The organism is Trueperaceae bacterium (assembly GCA_023954415.1).
Lineage (GTDB): Bacteria > Deinococcota > Deinococci > Deinococcales > Trueperaceae > JAAYYF01.
Genome location: JAMLIB010000001.1, coordinates 479653 through 496040, shown reverse-complemented (window position 1 = coordinate 496040; position 16388 = coordinate 479653). Strand labels below are relative to the sequence as shown.

Below are 16388 nucleotides of genomic sequence, written 5' to 3'. Positions count from 1 at the left end.
AGCAGACCGGAGCATGTACCGCCGGGTCGACGACCTGAACGTGACAGGCGAACGCGTCCTGGTACGCGTGGACTTCAACGTGCCCATCAAGGACGGCGAGGTCAAGGACGACACGCGCATCCGCGCCGCGCTCCCGACGCTGCGAGCGTTGTTGGAGCGCGGCGCAACGCTCGTCCTGACCTCGCACCTCGGCCGGCCCAAGGGCGGGCCGGACGACAAGTACCGGCTCGGCCCCGTCGCCAAGCGGCTGGGCGAGCTGCTTGGCCGTGAGGTCCGCTACGCCCCGACGCCGGGGCCGGCGAGCACCGAGCAGCAGGAGTTCGTGGCGGCCGCGCCGCCGGGCAGCGTGACGCTCGTCGAGAACAGCCGCTTCGACCCGCGCGAGGAGGCGAACGACCCGGCCCTGGCGCGCGTCCTGGCCAGCTACGCCAGCGTGTACGTCGACGACGCCTTCGGCGCCGCCCACCGGGCCCACGCGACCACCGAGGGCGTGGCGCGGCTCCTGCCGAACGCCGCCGGCTACCTCATGGACGCCGAGCTCGCGGCGCTCGCCAAGCTTGTCGAGCGTCCGGCCCGCCCCTTCGTCGTCGTCCTGGGTGGCGCCAAGGTCAGCGACAAGCTCGGGGTCATCACCCGGCTGCTCGGCCTGGCCGACACGATCGCCGTCGGGGGCGCCATGGCGTACACCTTCGTGGCGGCGCGGGGCGGCAGCGTCGGCAAGTCGCTCGTCGAGCCCGAGCTGTACCACACGGCGCGGCGGATCCTCGACGACGCGCGCGAACGCGGCGTGCGCGTGCTGCTGCCGCTAGACTCCCTGTGCGCGCGCGCCATCGGGGACGGGGCGGGCGCGAGCGTGCACCCGTCGGACGCCATCCCCGACGACCTCATGGGCCTCGACATCGGCCCCGCGGCGCGCCAGGAGTTCGTCGCCGCCCTCCAGGGGGCCGGCACGGTCTTCTGGAACGGGCCGCTCGGCGTCTTCGAGACGCCCCCGTTCGACGGCGGCACCATGGCGGTCGGCGCGGCGCTGGCCGCCCTCCCCGCCTACACGGTCGTGGGCGGCGGCGACTCCATCGCGGCGCTCAACGCGGCCGGCCTGCAGGGCCGCGTCTCGCACGTGTCGACGGGCGGCGGAGCCTCGCTCGAGTACCTAGAGGGCAGGGTCCTGCCTGGCGTGGCCGCGCTCGACCCCGCCGCGCCGTGAGCTTCCGCCCCTTCCTGCACCTCGACAAGGGGCTCTTCGGCCGACCGACCAGCCCCGTGCGAGCCGACCTCGCCAACGTGGCGGGCGACTACACGTACCTCACGCGCGGTTACTACGCCAGCCTCGACGCCCAGATGGAAGGCGCGCTCGCCATCCCGAGCACGACGGACGCGCTGGACGCCTACGTGGTGGCCATCGCCATGGAGAAGGCCAAGCAGGCCGGCATCCCCGTGCCGGAGTACGAGATCGTGACGGACCGCTTCCCCGAGCCGCCCATGATGGCGTACCCCATCAACCCGTTCTCGCTGTCCGGCGAGCTCCTGCTCGACGCCCAGGCCCTCGAGTCGCGGCGCAAGGGGCTGACGTACACGGGCAAGTACGCAGTGCTCGCCCAGCGCCTGCCTCACGACCACCGCGTCGACGTGGTGCGCCTCGTCCTCGGGCGCACGGTGACGGCCGAGTACCGGGAGTTCGGCGAGCGGCTGTTCGAGGTGTTCCGGCTGCCCCTCATGCGCGTCAGGGTCATCGTCACCCTGAAGGCGTACCAGCTCTCGGCCATCGAGCCGCTGCCGTTCAAGGACCTCGACGAAGGGGAGCGAGCGGTCCTGGAAAGCCTGGGCACATGGCGCGCCTAGCCATCTTCACGGAGCGTTACACCATCCGCTCGTCCGTCGAGCTCACGGCGCTGACGAACTTCCGCCTCGCGGCGTTCGAGCTGGGCCACGACCTCGACTTCCTCTTCAAGAACGAGCTCAAGTACTTGAGGAACTACGACGGCATCTTCATCCGCGCCCTCACAGACCCGCTGAACACGACGTACGTGGTGGCGCGCCAGGCCGAGATCCTCGGCAAACGCGTCCTCGACCACTCGTCGGCCATCCTCATCTGCTGCGACAAGGTCAACATGTACGCGAGGCTCGCGGCGCGCGGCGTTCCCATCCCGGAGACGCGCTTCCTCGTCGAGAGCGACCTCAACGCCATGTCGGCCTCGCGGCTCTTCGAGGAGCTCGGCACGCCGCTCGTGCTCAAGGCGCCGAACTCGAGCTTCAGCGCCTACGTGGACAAGGTGGCGACGCCCGACGCCTTCGTCAAGGTCGGCAAGCGCTTCTTGCGCCGCGCCGACCGCGTCGTCGTGCAGCAGTACATGCCCAGCGAGTTCGACTGGCGCGTGATCACGCTGAACGGCAAGGTGCTGGCCGTCGTCAAGTACGCGTTCGCCCCGGCGCAGTGGCGCCTCATGGACCGCACGGAAGGCGGGGAGTGGGCGAAGACGCAGGCCGTCCACCGCGACGCCGCCAACCCGAAGCTCACGGCCACCGCCCTGGCCGCGGCCAACGCCATCGGCACGAGCCTCTACGGCATCGACATCAAGGAGATCGACGGCGAGTTCTTCGTCATCGAGGTGAACGACAACCCGACGATCGCCGCAGGCGACGAGGACCAGCAGAACCCCGAGATCTACGCCGAGATCATCAGCTACCTGGCAGGAGACGCCTGACGTTCCCCCAGCGCTCCACGACGACCATGGCACGGTGGCGGCCCCTCCCCCACCTGGTGACCTTGTCGAAGAGCTCGCGCTTGATGGGTAGGTGAACGCTGTCCGCCCTGCCGCTGCCTTCCGGCACGATAGGGTCGTGCAGGTAGATGTGGTCGTCGTCGAAGCCCGTCACGACGACCCAGTGCGGGACGCGCGCCTCGTACAGGCGATAGCCGGACACCAGCACGATGGGCACGGCCCCGCGCGCGACGATGTCGGCCACTTCCTGGTGACCGAAGTCGCGCAGCTCGATCTTGCCCCCGAAGCCGCGCAACTCGCGCTCGAAGGTCGTGTGGGCGATGCGCACCACCTCGCGCTTCTCGCCCCGCACGCTCGCCTCGAACGGCGTGCCCGGGTCGGACGTGACGACGCTCGCCTGGAAGCCCCGCCGCAGCGCGGCGACGGCGATCCCGTGCGCGCTGCAACCGCCGTGCCCCGAGAGCATGAAGACGGTGGTGGCCTCCCGCCACAGCGTGAGCTCCAGCCACCGCTCCAGGGGCACGGGGTAGCCGTGGTAGCGCATGACCATCATGAGCGACGACGGCCCGCAGGTGAAGTCGAGCGTCTGCGGGTAGTAAGGGACGCCGAGCACGGTCGCGCCGCCCCTGGCGAAGCGCTTCCGCATGCGCAACGCCGTCGAGTGATCCTCGTAATAGTCGGCGGTGCGGCCGCTCACGGAGTAGCCGCAGGCGCCGTAGAGCGCGATGGCGGCCTCGTTGTCCTCGCGCACCTCCAGGCGCATGACGATGGCGCCCCGCTCACGCGCGCCCTCCTCGGCGGCGGCCAGGAGCCGGCGGGCGGCGCCTCGGCCGCGATGCTCGGGGTTGACCACCATCGAGTAGAGCCGCGCGGACTCGAAGCCCCGCCGGAACAGCACGACGGCGTCGCCGACGACCTCGCCGCCGACCTCGGCCACCCACACCTCGGCGCTGTCGCGCCCGAGCAGCCGGGCGAGCGACGCCCTGGACATGCGGTCGCCAGGGAAGTAAGCCTCCAGCTCGTTGATGGCCTCGAGGTCGCCCCGCTCCGCGCGCCTGACGACGAGGCCGGCGACCGGTACCCCGGCGGACGGAGCCGGCGTGCTCGGCGCCCCGGTGGCCGGTTCACCAGACACGTCGCGCCGACGACCGGACCCGGAGCGCTGGCCCGGCACTAGCCCTCTAGCCCCTTCACCGCCTCGCGCAACGCGGGAGCGATGGCCCCGACGTCGCCGACGATGCCGTAGTCGGCGACCTTGAAGATGGGGGCGTCGGGGTCCTTGTTGACGGCCACGACCACCTTGGAGCGGCTCATGCCGGACAGGTGCTGCACGGCCCCCGAGATGCCGAGGGCGATGTAGAGATCGGGGGCGACGCTCTTGCCCGTCTGGCCGACCTGCTCGTCGTAGGGTCGCCAGCCCGCATCGACGACCGCCCGCGTCGCGGCCACGCCCGCGTGAAGGAGCGCCGCGAGCGGCTCGACCTCCCGCGTGAACGCCTCGGCGCTGCCGAGGCCGCGCCCGCCGGCGACGACGACCTTGGCCTCGTCGAGGGCCACCCGACCGCCGACCGAGGCGGTGCGCTCTCCGACCGTGACGCGCCCGTCCGTCGGAAGCGGCTGCGGGGTGAACTCCGTCACGGCGCCTGGACCGGCCGGCTCGGCCGGCTTGAAGACGTTCGGCTTGACGCTCACGACCGTCGTGCCGGCGCCGCCGCTCGTGCGGACGGTCTCCGTGACGCGGGCGAGGTAGCTGTAGCGCCTGGCCTCCAGGCCGCCGCCGACCGCCGCGATGGCGATGACGTCCTCGAGGAGGGCGGCGCCGAGGCGGACCGCGACCCGGGGGGCGACGCTCTGGCCGAGGCGGTTGGCGCTGAAGAGCAGCGTGTCCGCCCCGAGCTCGCGCGCGAGCTGGCTCACGGCCGTCGTGACCGCCTCGGCCGTGAGGCGCTCTGCCGCCACGTGGCGGACCGTGGGAACGTACGCGCCCAGGGCGTCGGCGGCCGCGCGCTGCCCGATGACGGCGGCGGCGACCCCTTCGGGTGAGAGTCGGCGAGCGACGGAGACGAGCTCGAGGGCGCTCTTCTGGAGGCGGCCGTCGAGAGAGGTAGTGATGACGAGTACCATGGCAGCCTTCCTTAGATGACCTTGGCCTCGTCGCGCAGGAGGCGGACGAGTTCCTTGGCGGCGGTGGTGGCGTCGCCCGCGACGATGACGCCGCGGCGGCCCTGCGTCTGGATCTCCTGGGAGACGAGCTCGGTGAGGGCCGCGCCCGGGGCGAACTCGGCGAGGTCGCGCTTGGCGAGCTCCTTGCGCTTGGCCTTCATGATGTTGGGGAGCGTCGGGTAGCGGGGCTCGTTCAGGCCCTGCTGGGTAGTGATGACGGCCGGGAGCGGCAGGGTGAGCTCCTCCTGACCGCCGTCCGTGTCGTGCCTGACGTTGGCGACGCCGCCTGCGAGGCTTAGGGCCGTCGTCCAGTCGGAGTGCGGCCATCCGAGGACCTCGGCGAGCGCCGGGCCGAGCGCGGCGCTGTCCCAGTCGGCTTGCTTGCCACCGACGAAGACGAGCTCCGCCCCCTCGGCCTCGACGACCTTGGCCAGGACCCTGGCCTGCGTCAACGGGTCGAGCCACGCGTCGGTCTCGATATGGACGGCGCGGTCGGCGCCTAGCGCGAGGGCCGTCCGGAGAGCGTCCTCGGAGCGGCTCGGGCCGAGGGCCACGGCCACGATCTCGAGCTCGTGGCCCCCTTCGCGCAGGCGGATCGCTTCCTCGACGCCGTACTCGTCCATCCCGTCTATCACGAAGGTGACCCCGGCGAGGTCGACGCTTCCGCCCGCCGCGCGGACGCGCGCCTCGGCGTCGGGCACCTGCTTGATGATCGTCACTGCCTTCACTTACCTACCTCCATGGGCGCCGGGAACGGCGCCGGCTCGGCGTATTGCGACCGCGGCGGACCGCCGGTCGAGGACCGGGCCACCTCGCGCGTGCTGGACTCATTCTAGGACGTGGCGCGCGATGACCAACCTCTGGATCTCGTTCGTGCCCTCGTAGATCTGGTTGAGCTTGACGTCGCGCATGAGCTTCTCGACGGGGTACTCGTTCATGTAGCCGTAGCCGCCGAAGATGTTGATGGCCTCCTGCGTGGCCTCGAAGGCGCTGTCGGAGGCGTACGCCTTCGCGATGGCGGCGGCTTCGGCGTGCGGTCGGCCCGTGTCGGCGAGCCAGGCGGCATGGTAGGTCTGCCAGCGCGCCGTCTCCAGGGCGATCTTCATGTTGGCAAGCTTGAACTGGATGGCCTGGAAGCGGGCGATGGGTCCGCCGAACGCCTGACGCTCGCGGGCGTACCGCGCCGACTCGTCGAGCGCCCTGCGCATGACGCCGACGGAGCCGGCCGCCACCGGCACCCGCGTGCGATCGAGGGTCCGCATGGCGATCTTGAACCCCTCGCCCCGCTGGCCGAGCATGTTGGAAGCCGGCACGCGCACTGCGTCGAAGACGAGCTCGTACGTCGGGCTGGCGCGCTGGCCGAGCTTGCCGTGAAGCTGGTTGGCGCTGAAGCCGGGGCGGTCGGTCTCCACGACGACCGCGACCGTCCCCCTATGCTTCAGGCTCGGGTCGAAGGTGGCGAAGACCACGTTGAAGTCGGCGATGCCGCCGTTGGAGATCCACGTCTTCGTGCCGGTTATCACGATCTCGTCGCCGTCGAACTCGGCCTTGGTGGCGAGGCCGGCCGCGTCGGAGCCGTTGTTCGGCTCGGACAGGGCGAAGGCCGCCAGGCGGGGTCCGCGCGTGAGGGGCGCCAGGAACCGCTCGTGCTGCTCGTGGGTCCCGGCGATGAGGAGCGGCGTGATGCCCAGCTCCGAGGCCATCAGGACCGTGTAGATGCCCATGCAGCCGTAGCCGAACTCCTCGCCGATGATCGCCTCGTCGAGCAGCTCGAGGCCGGCGCCGCCGACCGCGCCCGGGACCCCGACGTTGAGGAGCCCGACCGCGAAGGCCGCCTCCACGACGTCCTGGGGGTACGTGGCGTCGCGGTCGTGCTGCGCCGCCACCGGGATGACGCGCTCGCGCACGAAGTCGCGGGCCAGCTTCTGGAACTGCTTCTGCTCTTGCGTGAGTTCGAAACCGATCATGGCTCGCTCCTTGCTACGGCCTTGGGCCGGGACGGCCCCAGGCGCCCGTCGTGGACTGACCTGCCCGCTTCGGGGAGGCGGCCCGGCTCGCCGCCACCGCCTTCCTCAGCGGCCCAGCTCGCGGTAGATCTGGCGGTGGATGACCATCCGCTGGATCTCGCTCGTGCCCTCGTAGATCTCAGTGACGCGGGCGTCACGGAAGTAACGCTCGACAGGGTACGCCTTCGTGTAGCCGTAAGCGCCGAACACCTGCACGGCGCCGTGCGTGACGGCGACGGCCGTCTCGGACGCCTGCAACTTGGCCATGGCCGCCTCGCCCGTCGTGCGGTACCCGCGGTCCTTCAGCCACGCCGCCCGCTGCGTCATGAGCCGCGCGGACTCGATCGCCACCGCCATGTCGGCCAGCCTGAAGCCGATGGCCTGGTGCTCGTGGATCGGCTGGCCGAACGCCGTGCGCTGCGCGGCGTAGTCGCGGGCCGCCTCGTAAGCCGCCCGCGCGATCCCGACGGCGAGGGCCGCGATGCCGATCCGCCCGCCGTCGAGTCCGGCCATGGCGATCAGGAACCCCTGCCCGACCTGGCCGAGGACGTTCTCCTCGGGTACGAAGCAGTCGTCGAAGGTGACGGTGGTGGTGATGGCGGCGTGCTGACCGAGCTTCTCCTCCGGCTTGCCGAACGCGAGGCCGGCGGCCCCCTTCTCCACGAGGAAGCACGTCACGCCCCGCGCCCCGGCTGCCCGGTCCGTCTTGGCCATGACGAGGTAGAACTGCGCCTCGCCACCCGACGTGATCCAGGCCTTCGTACCGTTCAGGACGTAGCCGCCTTCCACGCGCGTGGCCCGCGTCTCCATGGCGACGGCGTCGGAGCCGCTGCCGGGCTCGGAGAGGCAGAACGCCCCTATCCACTCGCCGCTTGCCAAGCGCGGGAGGTAGCGGCGGCGCTGCTCCTCCGTGCCGTGCTTGTACAGGAGCGACTGCGGCAGCCCGTTCGTAACGCTCATGATGGTGGCGTGCGCCGCGTCGACGGCCGCTATCTCCTCGAGCAGCACCGTGTACGCCAGCGTGTCGAGGCCGGCGCCGCCGTACTCGGGGGGCGTGAGCATGCCGAGCAGGCCGAGGTCGCCCATTTTGCGCAGCGTCTCCCACGGGAAGCGCGGCGCCTTGTCGAGGTCGGCCGCCACGGCACCTATCTCGTTGCGCGCGAACTCGCGCACTGCCTGTTGCATGCTGATGATCTCGTCCGGCAACGCGAAGTCCACGCGGGTTCTCTCCTAGGGTGGCGGGTCGGGACCGGCATGCGGCAAGGTACCCACCCTGGATGCGCGCGCCGCGGCCGGGAAGCGCCGGCGCGGCGAGAACGCGCATCGTCCACGGCGAGTATAGCGGAGGGTGCGGCGCGCCCTGGGAGGCCACCGCGGCCTTCGACGGTCGCGCGGCGTCGACCGGGACGGCGCCGCGCCCTCGCTCACGACCGCCCGATTGGCGCTCGCCGGTCGGCGTCGCTCCCGAGGACGCCGCGTCGCTCGGGCGCCGCTAGACTGGGCGCATGAGGACCAAGGACCTGCTCATGCGCGTCCCGGAGGCCGTGCGGGCGTCGGAAGTCACGCGCTCGGCCACTCAGGCCGGGCGCACAGTCGTGCAGTACGCCGTCTCGGAGCCCGTGTACCACGTGCTCGAGGGTGGCGCGGTGGTGGCCCACGAGGGCACGGCGGCCGACCCGGACGTGACCATCAAGGTGAGCGACGACGACCTGGTCCGGCTGCTGGCGGGCCAGCTCAGCGCGACGACCGCCCTGTTCACGGGCCGCCTCAAGGTGCGAGGCGACATCGGGCTCGCGCAGCGCCTGCTTGGCATGGTCGACAGGGAGAAGCTGGCGGCCGTCGCGACCGAGCTTCGCGACGCCTGAGCCGTTGGCCGTTGCGGCGTCGACTACCCATTGACGTGCCGTCGCTGCTGGTAGCGGATCATCCTGCTCGTAGCGGACCACCGCTACTAGTAGCGGACGACCTCATGACCCAAGTACCTGCCGTCCGCGTACCGGAACTTCGCCGAGAAGGTGCCGGGTTCGTCCAACCACGGCAGGAAGTGCCTGTCGCCCTCCCACAGGTCGAGCGCGGTGAGCTCGGCCGTCTCGACCCAGAAGAGCTCGCCCTCGCTCGAGGCGCGCGGCTCGCCCGTGAAGCGCGTGACGACGAAGACGAACACGTAGACGTCCGTCTCGCCGTCGAAGCCCGGGAAGGTGAGCAGACCCTTGTAACGCGCCTCCTCCACCCTGAGCGAGGACTCCTCGAAGACTTCCCTGCGCATGCACTCCTCGGGCGTCTCGCCCGGCTCGAGCTTGCCGCCGAGGCCGTTCCACCTGCCATGTTCGCCCGCGTACCCCGGTCCCCTGCGCAGCATCAGCGTCCTGGTGCCCTGGCGCACGTAAGCCAAGGTCGTGAGCCGCGACGTCATGAGCCGCGCCCCCGCCCGAGGCGCTCCAACTCGGCCAGGAGTTCGCCGCGCGCCTCGCGCGCCTCCTCGAGCGCGGCGCCGCGCTCGCGCCGCACGCGCACGAGGCCGGCGGTCGTCCCGCCGCGGTTCCACAACCAGCGCGCGACGTAGCGCGCTGCGGCCAGCTCGGCGGCCGCGTCCACCCCGCTCGTCGGGGACGAGAGCGTCACGCGCTCACGCGCGCCGGCTTCCGACTCGAGGACGATCAGCGCCTGCAGCCGTCCGGAGCTGGGCCGAAGGAACACCTGCTCTAGGCGATCGGCGCGCACGCTCGTCTAGGCGTCTAGTCGTCCGCGGCGGCGCCGTCCGCGGCGTCCAGACCGAAAGCCGCGTGCACGGTCTCGAGGACCGCCTGGGCGCGCTCCGCCGGGATGAGCACGCTGATGCGCACCTCGCTCGTAGTGATCATGTCGATGTTGGCGTTCGCCGCCGCGACGGCGTCGAACATGCGAGCGGCGACACCTGGCGTGGAGCCGATGGCGATGCCGACGATGGAGACCTTCGCGACCTCGGTGTCGACCTCGGCGTGCGCGCCCATCTCGGCGAGCACGGGCTCGAGCGCGGCGAGGGCGTCAGGGACGACGTCCTTACCGACGATGAAGGCCATCTGCTGGCGGCTGTCCGACGCCCCACGCACGCCCTGGATGATCATGTCGACGCTGACGTCGGCGCGTCCGAGCGCCCCGAAGATGAGCCCCGCCACGCCCGGCCGGTCCGGCACCTCGTGGAGGTCGACGCGGGCATGGTTGAGATCGAGGGCGACCCCCGTTACCGGCTTGTCGGCGATCATGCTCATGTTCCCCTCCTGTGGGTGCGCCACGCGCGTGACGATCGTGCCGGCCGCGTTGCCGAACGACGAGCGCACGTGGACGCGCACGCCGTAGCGCCGCGCGTACCAGACGCTGCGCGGGTGCAGGACCTTGGCGCCCTGGCTCGCGAGCTCGATCATCTCGTCGTAGTCGACGACGGCCAGCTTGGTGGCGCTGGAGACGCGGTGCGGGTCGGTGGTGTACACGCCGTCCGTGTCCGTGAAGATCTCGCACTCGGGCGCGCGGAGCGCGGCGGCGAGCGCCACGGCCGTCGTGTCCGAGCCCCCGCGCCCGAGCGTGGTGATATGCCCGCCGGCGTCGGCCCCTTGGAAGCCGGCTACGACCACGACGTCGACCTCCGCGAGGGCGGCGAGCACCGGACGCGGGTCGACCTCCAGGATGCGCGCCGACCCGTGTCGTGAGTCGGTCAGGAAACCGGCTTGTGCGCCGGTGAACGAGCGGGCCTCGATGCCGCGCTCGTGGAGCGCCATGGCGACCAGGGCGATGGACTGCTGCTCGCCCGTTGACAGCAGCACGTCGAGCTCGCGCCGCGACGGCCGGCTCGTGACCTCGCGCGCCAGCCCGATGAGCTGGTCGGTGGTCCTGCCCATGGCCGAGACCGTCACGACGACCTTCTCGCCGACAAGGACGGCCCGTTCGATGCGGGCGGCCACCTTGCCGATGCGGTCGAAGTCACCTACGCTCGTGCCGCCGTACTTCTGCACCCTGATGGGCCACGGCGAGGCCGCCTGCGGCTCGTGGTTCGAGCGCGCGGCCTCGGATGGGTGTGCTGGAGCGACTTCCATATGGCCGAGCAGCTTACCGCGCCGCGTGCTTCCCGTGCCAGGTGAGCCGGCCTGCCATAATCGAGGCATGGAAAGCGACGCCAAGGTGACTCGCATCGCGGTTGTCGGCGCCGGCCCGGCCGGCTTCTACGCAACGGAAGCTCTGCTGAAGGGGCTGGGAGACGGCGCTTCCGTCGACCTGATCGAGCGCCTGCCCACGCCCTACGGCCTCGTGCGCTTCGGCGTGGCTCCCGACCATCAGAAGATCAAGTCCGTCACGCGCCTCTACGATCGCACCCTGGCCGACCCGCGCGTGCGCTACCTCGGCAACGTGGAGCTGGGCAGGGACCTGAGCCTGGACGACCTGCGGCGTCACTACCACGCGGTCGTCCTCACGGTCGGGTCGCCGACGGACAGGCGCCTCGGGATCCCGGGCGAGGACCTGCCCGGCAGCATGTCGGCCACCGAGTTCGTCGCCTGGTACAACTCGCACCCGGACTTCCAGGGCCTCGAGGTGCCTCTCGACGCCAAGACGGCCGTGGTGATCGGCGTCGGCAACGTCGCCATCGACGTCACGCGCGTCCTCGCCAAGACGGTGACGGAGCTTGGCGAGACCGACATCGCCGACCACGCGCTCGAGCGGCTGCGGGGCTCGACGGTCGAGGACATCGTGATCGTCGGCCGCCGCGGCCCCGCCGAGGCGAAGTTCACCACCAAGGAGCTCCGCGAGCTTGGCGAGCTCGCCAACGCCGACATCTTCGTCCGCGAGGACGAGCTCGACGTCGGCGAGGCCAGTCTGGCCGCCATCGCGGGCGACGTGAACGCCACGAAGAACCTCGAGGTGCTGCGCGGCTTCGCCAAGCAGCGGCCGGAAGGCAAGCCGCGCCGGGTGCACATCCGCTTCCTCCTCTCGCCGCTCGAGCTCCGCGGCGAAGGACGCGTGCGCAGTGTCGTGTTCGGCAAGAACCGCTTGGACGAGCGGCCCGGTGGCGGGCTCGCCGCGGTGGCGACGGGCGAGACGGAGGAGTTGAGCGCCGAGCTCGTCTTCCGGTCAGTGGGCTACCAGGGCACGCCGCTGGCCGGCGTGCCGTTCGACGAACGTTCCGGCGTGATCCCGAACGACGCCGGCAGGGTGCTCGAGGCGCGCGGTGGCGCGCCCGTCCCCGGGCTCTACGTGGCCGGCTGGATCAAGCGCGGACCGAGCGGCGTGATCGGCACCAACAAGGCGTGCGCCATGGAGACGGTGGCTAGCCTCCTGTCCGACGAGTTGCCCGCCCCCGTCGACCCGCGTCCGGAAGCCGTCGACGAGATGCTGGCGACACGCGGCGCGCGGCCGTTCACGGCAGCCGACTGGGCGCGGCTCGACGCCGTGGAGACGGCCGCGGGCGCGGGCGCAGGGAGGCCGCGCGTGAAGCTGGTCGCCGTCGACGAGATGCTCGCCGCGGTGCGCTAGCGCCGTCGGGCCGGCGCCCCACCGCCCTAACCAAAGGACGCCGCGCCGGGCCCGGACGAGTCGCTCCACGACGCAACCGGCGTGGGCCGACCGCCGGCGCGCTCCACGGCGGCCTCCCGGCGAGCTCGCACGAAGTGTTACGATGCCGCCGAACTAAGCGCAAAGAAGCGCACAAAGCGAGGTCAATGAACGTGTCGGATACTCATCCCGCAAGTTCGTCACCGGGGTCGGTCCGGCCGGCCGGCCGGCCAGGCGACGTCCGTGCGAGCGTGCCGCTGCTGAGCATCCAAGGGCTGACGAAGGATTTCGGGGGCCTGCGCGCCGTCAACGCCTGCTCGTTCGATGTCGCGCCTGGCAGCATCACGGGCCTCATCGGCCCGAACGGCGCGGGCAAGACGACCCTCTTCAGCCTGGTGTCCGGCTTCCACCAGCCCGACTCCGGCCGCGTCTACCTGGACGGCGAGGACGTGACCGGGCTGCCGTCCCACCTCCTCTTCCGCAAGGGCCTCTGCCGCACGTTCCAGATCCCGCGCGAGCACAAGAGCATGACGGTCACCGAGAACCTGATGCTCGTGCCCAAGGGCCAGATCGGCGAGCGGTTCTGGAACCCCGTCGTACGGCCGGGGGCCGTGAGGGCCCAGGAGCGGCGCCTGCGCGAGAAGGCCCGCGAGGTCCTCGAGTACGTGAACCTCGCCCACATGGCCGAGCAGCCGGCCGGGGCCATGTCCGGCGGCCAGAAGAAGCTGCTCGAGCTCGCGCGCACGCTGATGGCCGACCCCAAGGTCGTCCTCCTCGACGAGCCGGGCGCCGGCGTCAACCCCACGCTCATGGGCAAGATCCGCGAGAAGATCGAGCAGCTGAACCGCGAGCGCGGCATCACCTTCCTGCTCATCGAGCACGACATGCCCCTCGTCATGGGCCTATGCAACCCGGTGGTCGTCATGAACCAGGGCAGCAAGCTCGTCGAGGGTCCGCCGTCGCTCGTGAAGTCCGACCCGCGCGTCCTGGAAGCGTACTTGGGAGGGCAGTATGCCGCTCTTGAGGGTTGAGGGCGCCGTCGCGGGCTACGGCGAGATGCAGGTGCTCAGGGGCGTCGACCTAACCGTCGAAGAGGGCGAGATCGTCTCGATCGTCGGGCCTAACGGCGCCGGCAAGTCGACCGTGATGAAGCTCATCTTCGGACTGTTGAAGCCGTGGGAGGGGTCGGTGACCTTCGCCGGACGCGACGTGTCCGGCATGGCGCCGGAGCGGCTCGTGCGGCTCGGGCTCTCCTACGTCCCGCAGGTGGACAACGTCTTCCCCAACCTGACCGTCGAGGAGAACCTCGACATGGGCGGCTACATCCGCTCCGGCTCCTTGGCGGAGCAGAAGGAGCGCGTCTACGAGCTGTTCCCGCGCCTCGCCGAGCGCCGCAAGCAGCGCGCAGGCAAGATGTCTGGCGGCGAGCGCCAGATGGTGGCGATGGGGCGCGCGTTGATGCTCGACCCGCGGCTCCTGATGCTCGACGAGCCGTCCGCCGGCCTCGCGCCGCTCCTCGTCGACATGATCTTCGACAAGATCGTCGAGGTGAACGGTACGGGCGTCGCGGTGCTCATGGTGGAGCAGAACGCCAAGAAGTCGCTGGCGCTCGCGCATAGGGGCTACGTGCTCGCTACCGGGCAGAACCAGGTCGACGGCCCCGGCCGCGACCTCCTCGAGAACCCAGAGGTCGCCCGCCTCTACCTGGGAGGTTGAGGGTGCTCCAGAGAAGCTCTGCAGCGGCCGCGGGGCCGCTCGAACGGTTCCGCCGCATCGCCTCCGGCAAGACGGGCATGCTCCTCGCGCTCGCCCTCGTGCTCGTCGCCATCCTCGTGGCGGCGGCGCTCAAGGGCGTCCCGGCCACGCAGCTCCTCTCGCTCTTCGTGAGGGGGGTGCTGCTCGGCGGCACGCTGGCGCTCGGCGCCATCGGGGTGACGCTCATCTACGCGGTGCTCAAGATGGCCAACTTCGCGCACGGCGACACGATGACGCTCGGCGCCTACCTCGGCCTGGTCGCGGTGACGCTGCTGCCGAAGGGGGCGCCCATAGCGCCGTTCTCCTTCGGGTACGAGTTCATCGTCGCCCTGCTCGTGGTCATCCCTGCCGTGGGGCTCATCGCGTTCGGGCTCGACCAGCTCGCGTTCAGGCCGTTGCGGGCCCGCCGCTCGCAGTCGGTCATGTTCGCTATGGCCGCGCTCGGCCTCGCGTTCGGCATCCGGAGCCTGATCTACATCTTCTGGGGCGCCGACTTCACGTTCTTCTACACGGGGCGCGCGCGGCCGGCCGTCGAGCTCTTCGCCGGCGTACGCGTGCGGCCGGACCAGCTCTTCATCCTCGGCCTCGCCATCGCGCTCATCGCGGGCGTCTACCTGCTCCTGGAACGGACCAAGATCGGCAAGGCGATGCGCGCCACCGCCGACAACTCCGACCTCGCCCGCATCAGCGGCATAGACACGAAACGCGTCATCCTCTGGACGTGGCTCATCGGGGGCGGGCTGGCGGGTGCCGGCGGCATGCTCTACGGGCTCGACGTCCAGCTCCGGCCGGAGATGGGCTGGTGGCTCCTCCTGCCGCTGTTCGCCTCCGTGATCCTCGGCAGCCTCGGCAACGCCTACGGCGCCCTCGCCGGGGCGTTCGTGATCGGCATCGTGTGGCAGATGAGCGGTGCATTCATCAACCCGGTCTACAGCCAGGGGATCGCCTTCCTCGTGATGATCGTCGTGCTCCTGGTGCGGCCAGAGGGACTGTTCGGGGGGAGGAAGTAGCATGACGGCCCTGCACCTGGCCAAGTCCGCGCTCCTGGCCGTGCCCCTGTGGCTCCTGCTCTCGAGCCTCCTGCGCCTCAAGCCGTCCTGGCTCAAGCACCTCGCCTCGCTCGCCGTCGGTTTCGGGGTCGCCGCGCTCGTCACGCTCGTGACGCCGACCGGCATCCTCTCGTACGTCACGACCTTCATCCTGATGGCGTGCATCTACGCCGTCCTGTCCGTCGGGCTCAACGTGCAGTGGGGGTACACGGGCCTCTTCAACATCGGCATCGCGGCGTTCTACGCCATCGGCGCGTTCACCAGCGCGCTCGTCACGACCAGGATGCCGACCGGCCTCAACGCCAGCTTCACGAAGCAGCTCTTCGGCCTCGGCATGCCCTTCTGGGTCGGTGTGCTCGCGGCCGGCCTCGTCGCCGGCCTGCTCGCCTGGCTCGTCGGCAAGCCGACCCTGAGGCTGCGCGGCGACTACCTCGCCATCGCCACCATCGGGATCGCGGAGCTCGTGCGGCTCTTCTTCCAGAACGAGCGCTGGCTGGCGAACGGACCGCAGCCCCTGCGCGGGATACCGCAGCCGCTCAGCTGCCTCTCCGGCAACGGTTGCGACTGGCTGCCCGGCTTCGTCAACTCGTTCTTCGCGCCGCTCGGACCGCGCGACTACCCGTTCGTGTACGTCGCCATCGTCGCGCTCGTCCTCTACCTCGTCTACCGCGTGCTCGAGCGCGCCATCCGCTCCCCGTGGGGCCGCGTGCTGCGCGCCGTCAGGGAGGAGGAGGCCTCGGCGGCTATGAACGGCAAGGACATCGCCGCCTTCCGCATGCAGGCGTTCGTCGTCGGAGCCGTGATCATGGGGATCGGCGGGGCGCTCTACGCCCACTACATCGTGTCGATCGACTACTCCCACTTCGACCCGCTGAACGGCACGTTCCTCGTGTGGGTGATGTTGATGCTCGGGGGCAGCGGCAACAACCGGGGCGCGATCCTCGGGGCGTTCGTGGTGTACGCCATATGGTCGGGTACGAGCTTCGTCGTCGACGCCCTGCGGCCGACGCTGGCCGCCATCTCCCCCGACCTGCCGTCGCGCGGGCCGTACCTGCGCCTGCTCTTCATCTCGATCCTGTTGGTGTTCATCGTGCTCTACCGGCCCAGGGGGATCGTCCCGGAAGAGAAGGTCGTCTCGCTCGACCGCGACCTCTAGCCGACGCCCCGAGGACCATGAG

Annotated in this window: 17 protein-coding genes; 9 read left to right on the top strand and 8 right to left on the bottom strand. The window is 70.8% G+C overall.

Translation table 11 applies throughout. The features are described 5' to 3' along the window. The first annotated feature begins 13 nt into the window (after positions 1–13). The 3 genes from M9914_02220 to M9914_02210 are packed head-to-tail and all read left to right on the top strand — an operon-like array spanning position 14 to position 2702. Entirely contained in the window at positions 14–1204 is a 1191-nt protein-coding gene (locus tag M9914_02220; GenBank protein MCO5172987.1) for a phosphoglycerate kinase, read from the top strand. Beyond that, on the top strand, positions 1201–1839 hold the full coding sequence (locus M9914_02215) for a RimK-like ATPgrasp N-terminal domain-containing protein (protein ID MCO5172986.1): 639 nt from the start codon (positions 1201–1203) through the stop codon (positions 1837–1839). The genes M9914_02220 and M9914_02215 overlap by 4 nt, the downstream gene beginning before the upstream one ends. Continuing rightward, a complete protein-coding gene (locus M9914_02210) occupies positions 1827–2702 on the top strand; it encodes a hypothetical protein (protein ID MCO5172985.1) in 876 nt (291 codons plus the stop codon). The genes M9914_02215 and M9914_02210 overlap by 13 nt, the downstream gene beginning before the upstream one ends. On the opposite strand, the gene M9914_02205 is transcribed toward M9914_02210, so the two are convergent. The 5 genes from M9914_02205 to M9914_02185 form a co-directional block, all read right to left on the bottom strand. Beyond that, entirely contained in the window at positions 2677–3855 is a 1179-nt protein-coding gene (locus M9914_02205; GenBank protein ID MCO5172984.1) for a peptidase C39 family protein, read from the bottom strand. The two genes, M9914_02210 and M9914_02205, sit on opposite strands and share 26 nt — an antisense overlap. 38 nt (positions 3856–3893) lie before the next feature. Next, entirely contained in the window at positions 3894–4844 is a 951-nt protein-coding gene (locus M9914_02200) for an electron transfer flavoprotein subunit alpha/FixB family protein (GenBank protein ID MCO5172983.1), read from the bottom strand. 11 nt (positions 4845–4855) lie between these two features. Beyond that, on the bottom strand, positions 4856–5611 hold the full coding sequence (locus M9914_02195; protein MCO5172982.1) for an electron transfer flavoprotein subunit beta/FixA family protein: 756 nt from the start codon (positions 5609–5611) through the stop codon (positions 4856–4858). A gap of 99 nt (positions 5612–5710) precedes the next feature. Continuing rightward, positions 5711–6850, bottom strand: coding sequence for an acyl-CoA dehydrogenase family protein (locus M9914_02190; protein ID MCO5172981.1), 1140 nt, complete (start codon positions 6848–6850; stop codon positions 5711–5713). A gap of 105 nt (positions 6851–6955) precedes the next feature. Then, complete coding sequence (locus tag M9914_02185) at positions 6956–8074, bottom strand: acyl-CoA dehydrogenase family protein (protein ID MCO5172980.1); 1119 nt, start codon at positions 8072–8074, stop codon at positions 6956–6958. A gap of 320 nt (positions 8075–8394) precedes the next feature. On the opposite strand from M9914_02185, the gene M9914_02180 reads away from it, so the two are divergent. Further along, positions 8395–8754 carry an SCP2 sterol-binding domain-containing protein gene (locus M9914_02180; protein ID MCO5172979.1) on the top strand — a complete coding sequence of 120 codons (360 nt, stop codon included), beginning with the start codon at positions 8395–8397 and terminating at the stop codon, positions 8752–8754. Positions 8755–8840: 86 nt separating this feature from the next. On the opposite strand, the gene M9914_02175 is transcribed toward M9914_02180, so the two are convergent. From M9914_02175 to M9914_02165, 3 genes are read right to left on the bottom strand one after another with little or no spacing between them, the layout of a single operon-like run. Further along, entirely contained in the window at positions 8841–9302 is a 462-nt protein-coding gene (locus M9914_02175; GenBank protein MCO5172978.1) for an 8-oxo-dGTP diphosphatase, read from the bottom strand. Continuing rightward, on the bottom strand, positions 9299–9586 hold the full coding sequence (locus tag M9914_02170; protein MCO5172977.1) for a hypothetical protein: 288 nt from the start codon (positions 9584–9586) through the stop codon (positions 9299–9301). Before M9914_02170 ends, M9914_02175 begins: the two co-directional genes overlap by 4 nt. A gap of 38 nt (positions 9587–9624) precedes the next feature. After that, positions 9625–10956, bottom strand: coding sequence for an aspartate kinase (locus M9914_02165; GenBank protein MCO5172976.1), 1332 nt, complete (start codon positions 10954–10956; stop codon positions 9625–9627). A 67-nt stretch (positions 10957–11023) separates the two neighbouring features. On the opposite strand from M9914_02165, the gene M9914_02160 reads away from it, so the two are divergent. From M9914_02160 to M9914_02140, 5 genes are all read left to right on the top strand, one after another. Further along, complete coding sequence (locus M9914_02160; GenBank protein MCO5172975.1) at positions 11024–12388, top strand: FAD-dependent oxidoreductase; 1365 nt, start codon at positions 11024–11026, stop codon at positions 12386–12388. 269 nt (positions 12389–12657) lie between these two features. Further along, positions 12658–13437 carry an ABC transporter ATP-binding protein gene (locus M9914_02155; GenBank protein ID MCO5172974.1) on the top strand — a complete coding sequence of 260 codons (780 nt, stop codon included), beginning with the start codon at positions 12658–12660 and terminating at the stop codon, positions 13435–13437. After that, complete coding sequence (locus M9914_02150; GenBank protein ID MCO5172973.1) at positions 13418–14122, top strand: ABC transporter ATP-binding protein; 705 nt, start codon at positions 13418–13420, stop codon at positions 14120–14122. The genes M9914_02155 and M9914_02150 overlap by 20 nt, the downstream gene beginning before the upstream one ends. 2 nt (positions 14123–14124) lie before the next feature. Beyond that, entirely contained in the window at positions 14125–15171 is a 1047-nt protein-coding gene (locus M9914_02145) for a branched-chain amino acid ABC transporter permease (protein MCO5172972.1), read from the top strand. Between the two features lies 1 nt (position 15172). After that, positions 15173–16366, top strand: coding sequence for a branched-chain amino acid ABC transporter permease (locus M9914_02140; protein ID MCO5172971.1), 1194 nt, complete (start codon positions 15173–15175; stop codon positions 16364–16366). The last annotated feature ends 22 nt before the right edge of the window (positions 16367–16388 follow it).

What these genes read in the sequence shown, in the direction of transcription:
- M9914_02220 (MCO5172987.1), top strand. Translation starts at nt 14, where the DNA reads ATGTACCGCCGGGTCGACGACCTGAACGTGACAGGCGAACGCGTCCTG.
- M9914_02160 (MCO5172975.1), top strand. Translation starts at nt 11,024, where the DNA reads ATGGAAAGCGACGCCAAGGTGACTCGCATCGCGGTTGTCGGCGCCGGC.
- M9914_02140 (MCO5172971.1), top strand. Translation starts at nt 15,173, where the DNA reads ATGACGGCCCTGCACCTGGCCAAGTCCGCGCTCCTGGCCGTGCCCCTG.
- M9914_02165 (MCO5172976.1), bottom strand. Translation starts at nt 10,956, where the DNA reads ATGGAAGTCGCTCCAGCACACCCATCCGAGGCCGCGCGCTCGAACCAC.
- M9914_02175 (MCO5172978.1), bottom strand. Translation starts at nt 9,302, where the DNA reads ATGACGTCGCGGCTCACGACCTTGGCTTACGTGCGCCAGGGCACCAGG.
- M9914_02200 (MCO5172983.1), bottom strand. Translation starts at nt 4,844, where the DNA reads ATGGTACTCGTCATCACTACCTCTCTCGACGGCCGCCTCCAGAAGAGC.
- M9914_02190 (MCO5172981.1), bottom strand. Translation starts at nt 6,850, where the DNA reads ATGATCGGTTTCGAACTCACGCAAGAGCAGAAGCAGTTCCAGAAGCTG.
- M9914_02180 (MCO5172979.1), top strand. Translation starts at nt 8,395, where the DNA reads ATGAGGACCAAGGACCTGCTCATGCGCGTCCCGGAGGCCGTGCGGGCG.
- M9914_02150 (MCO5172973.1), top strand. Translation starts at nt 13,418, where the DNA reads ATGCCGCTCTTGAGGGTTGAGGGCGCCGTCGCGGGCTACGGCGAGATG.
- M9914_02185 (MCO5172980.1), bottom strand. Translation starts at nt 8,074, where the DNA reads ATGCAACAGGCAGTGCGCGAGTTCGCGCGCAACGAGATAGGTGCCGTG.
- M9914_02210 (MCO5172985.1), top strand. Translation starts at nt 1,827, where the DNA reads ATGGCGCGCCTAGCCATCTTCACGGAGCGTTACACCATCCGCTCGTCC.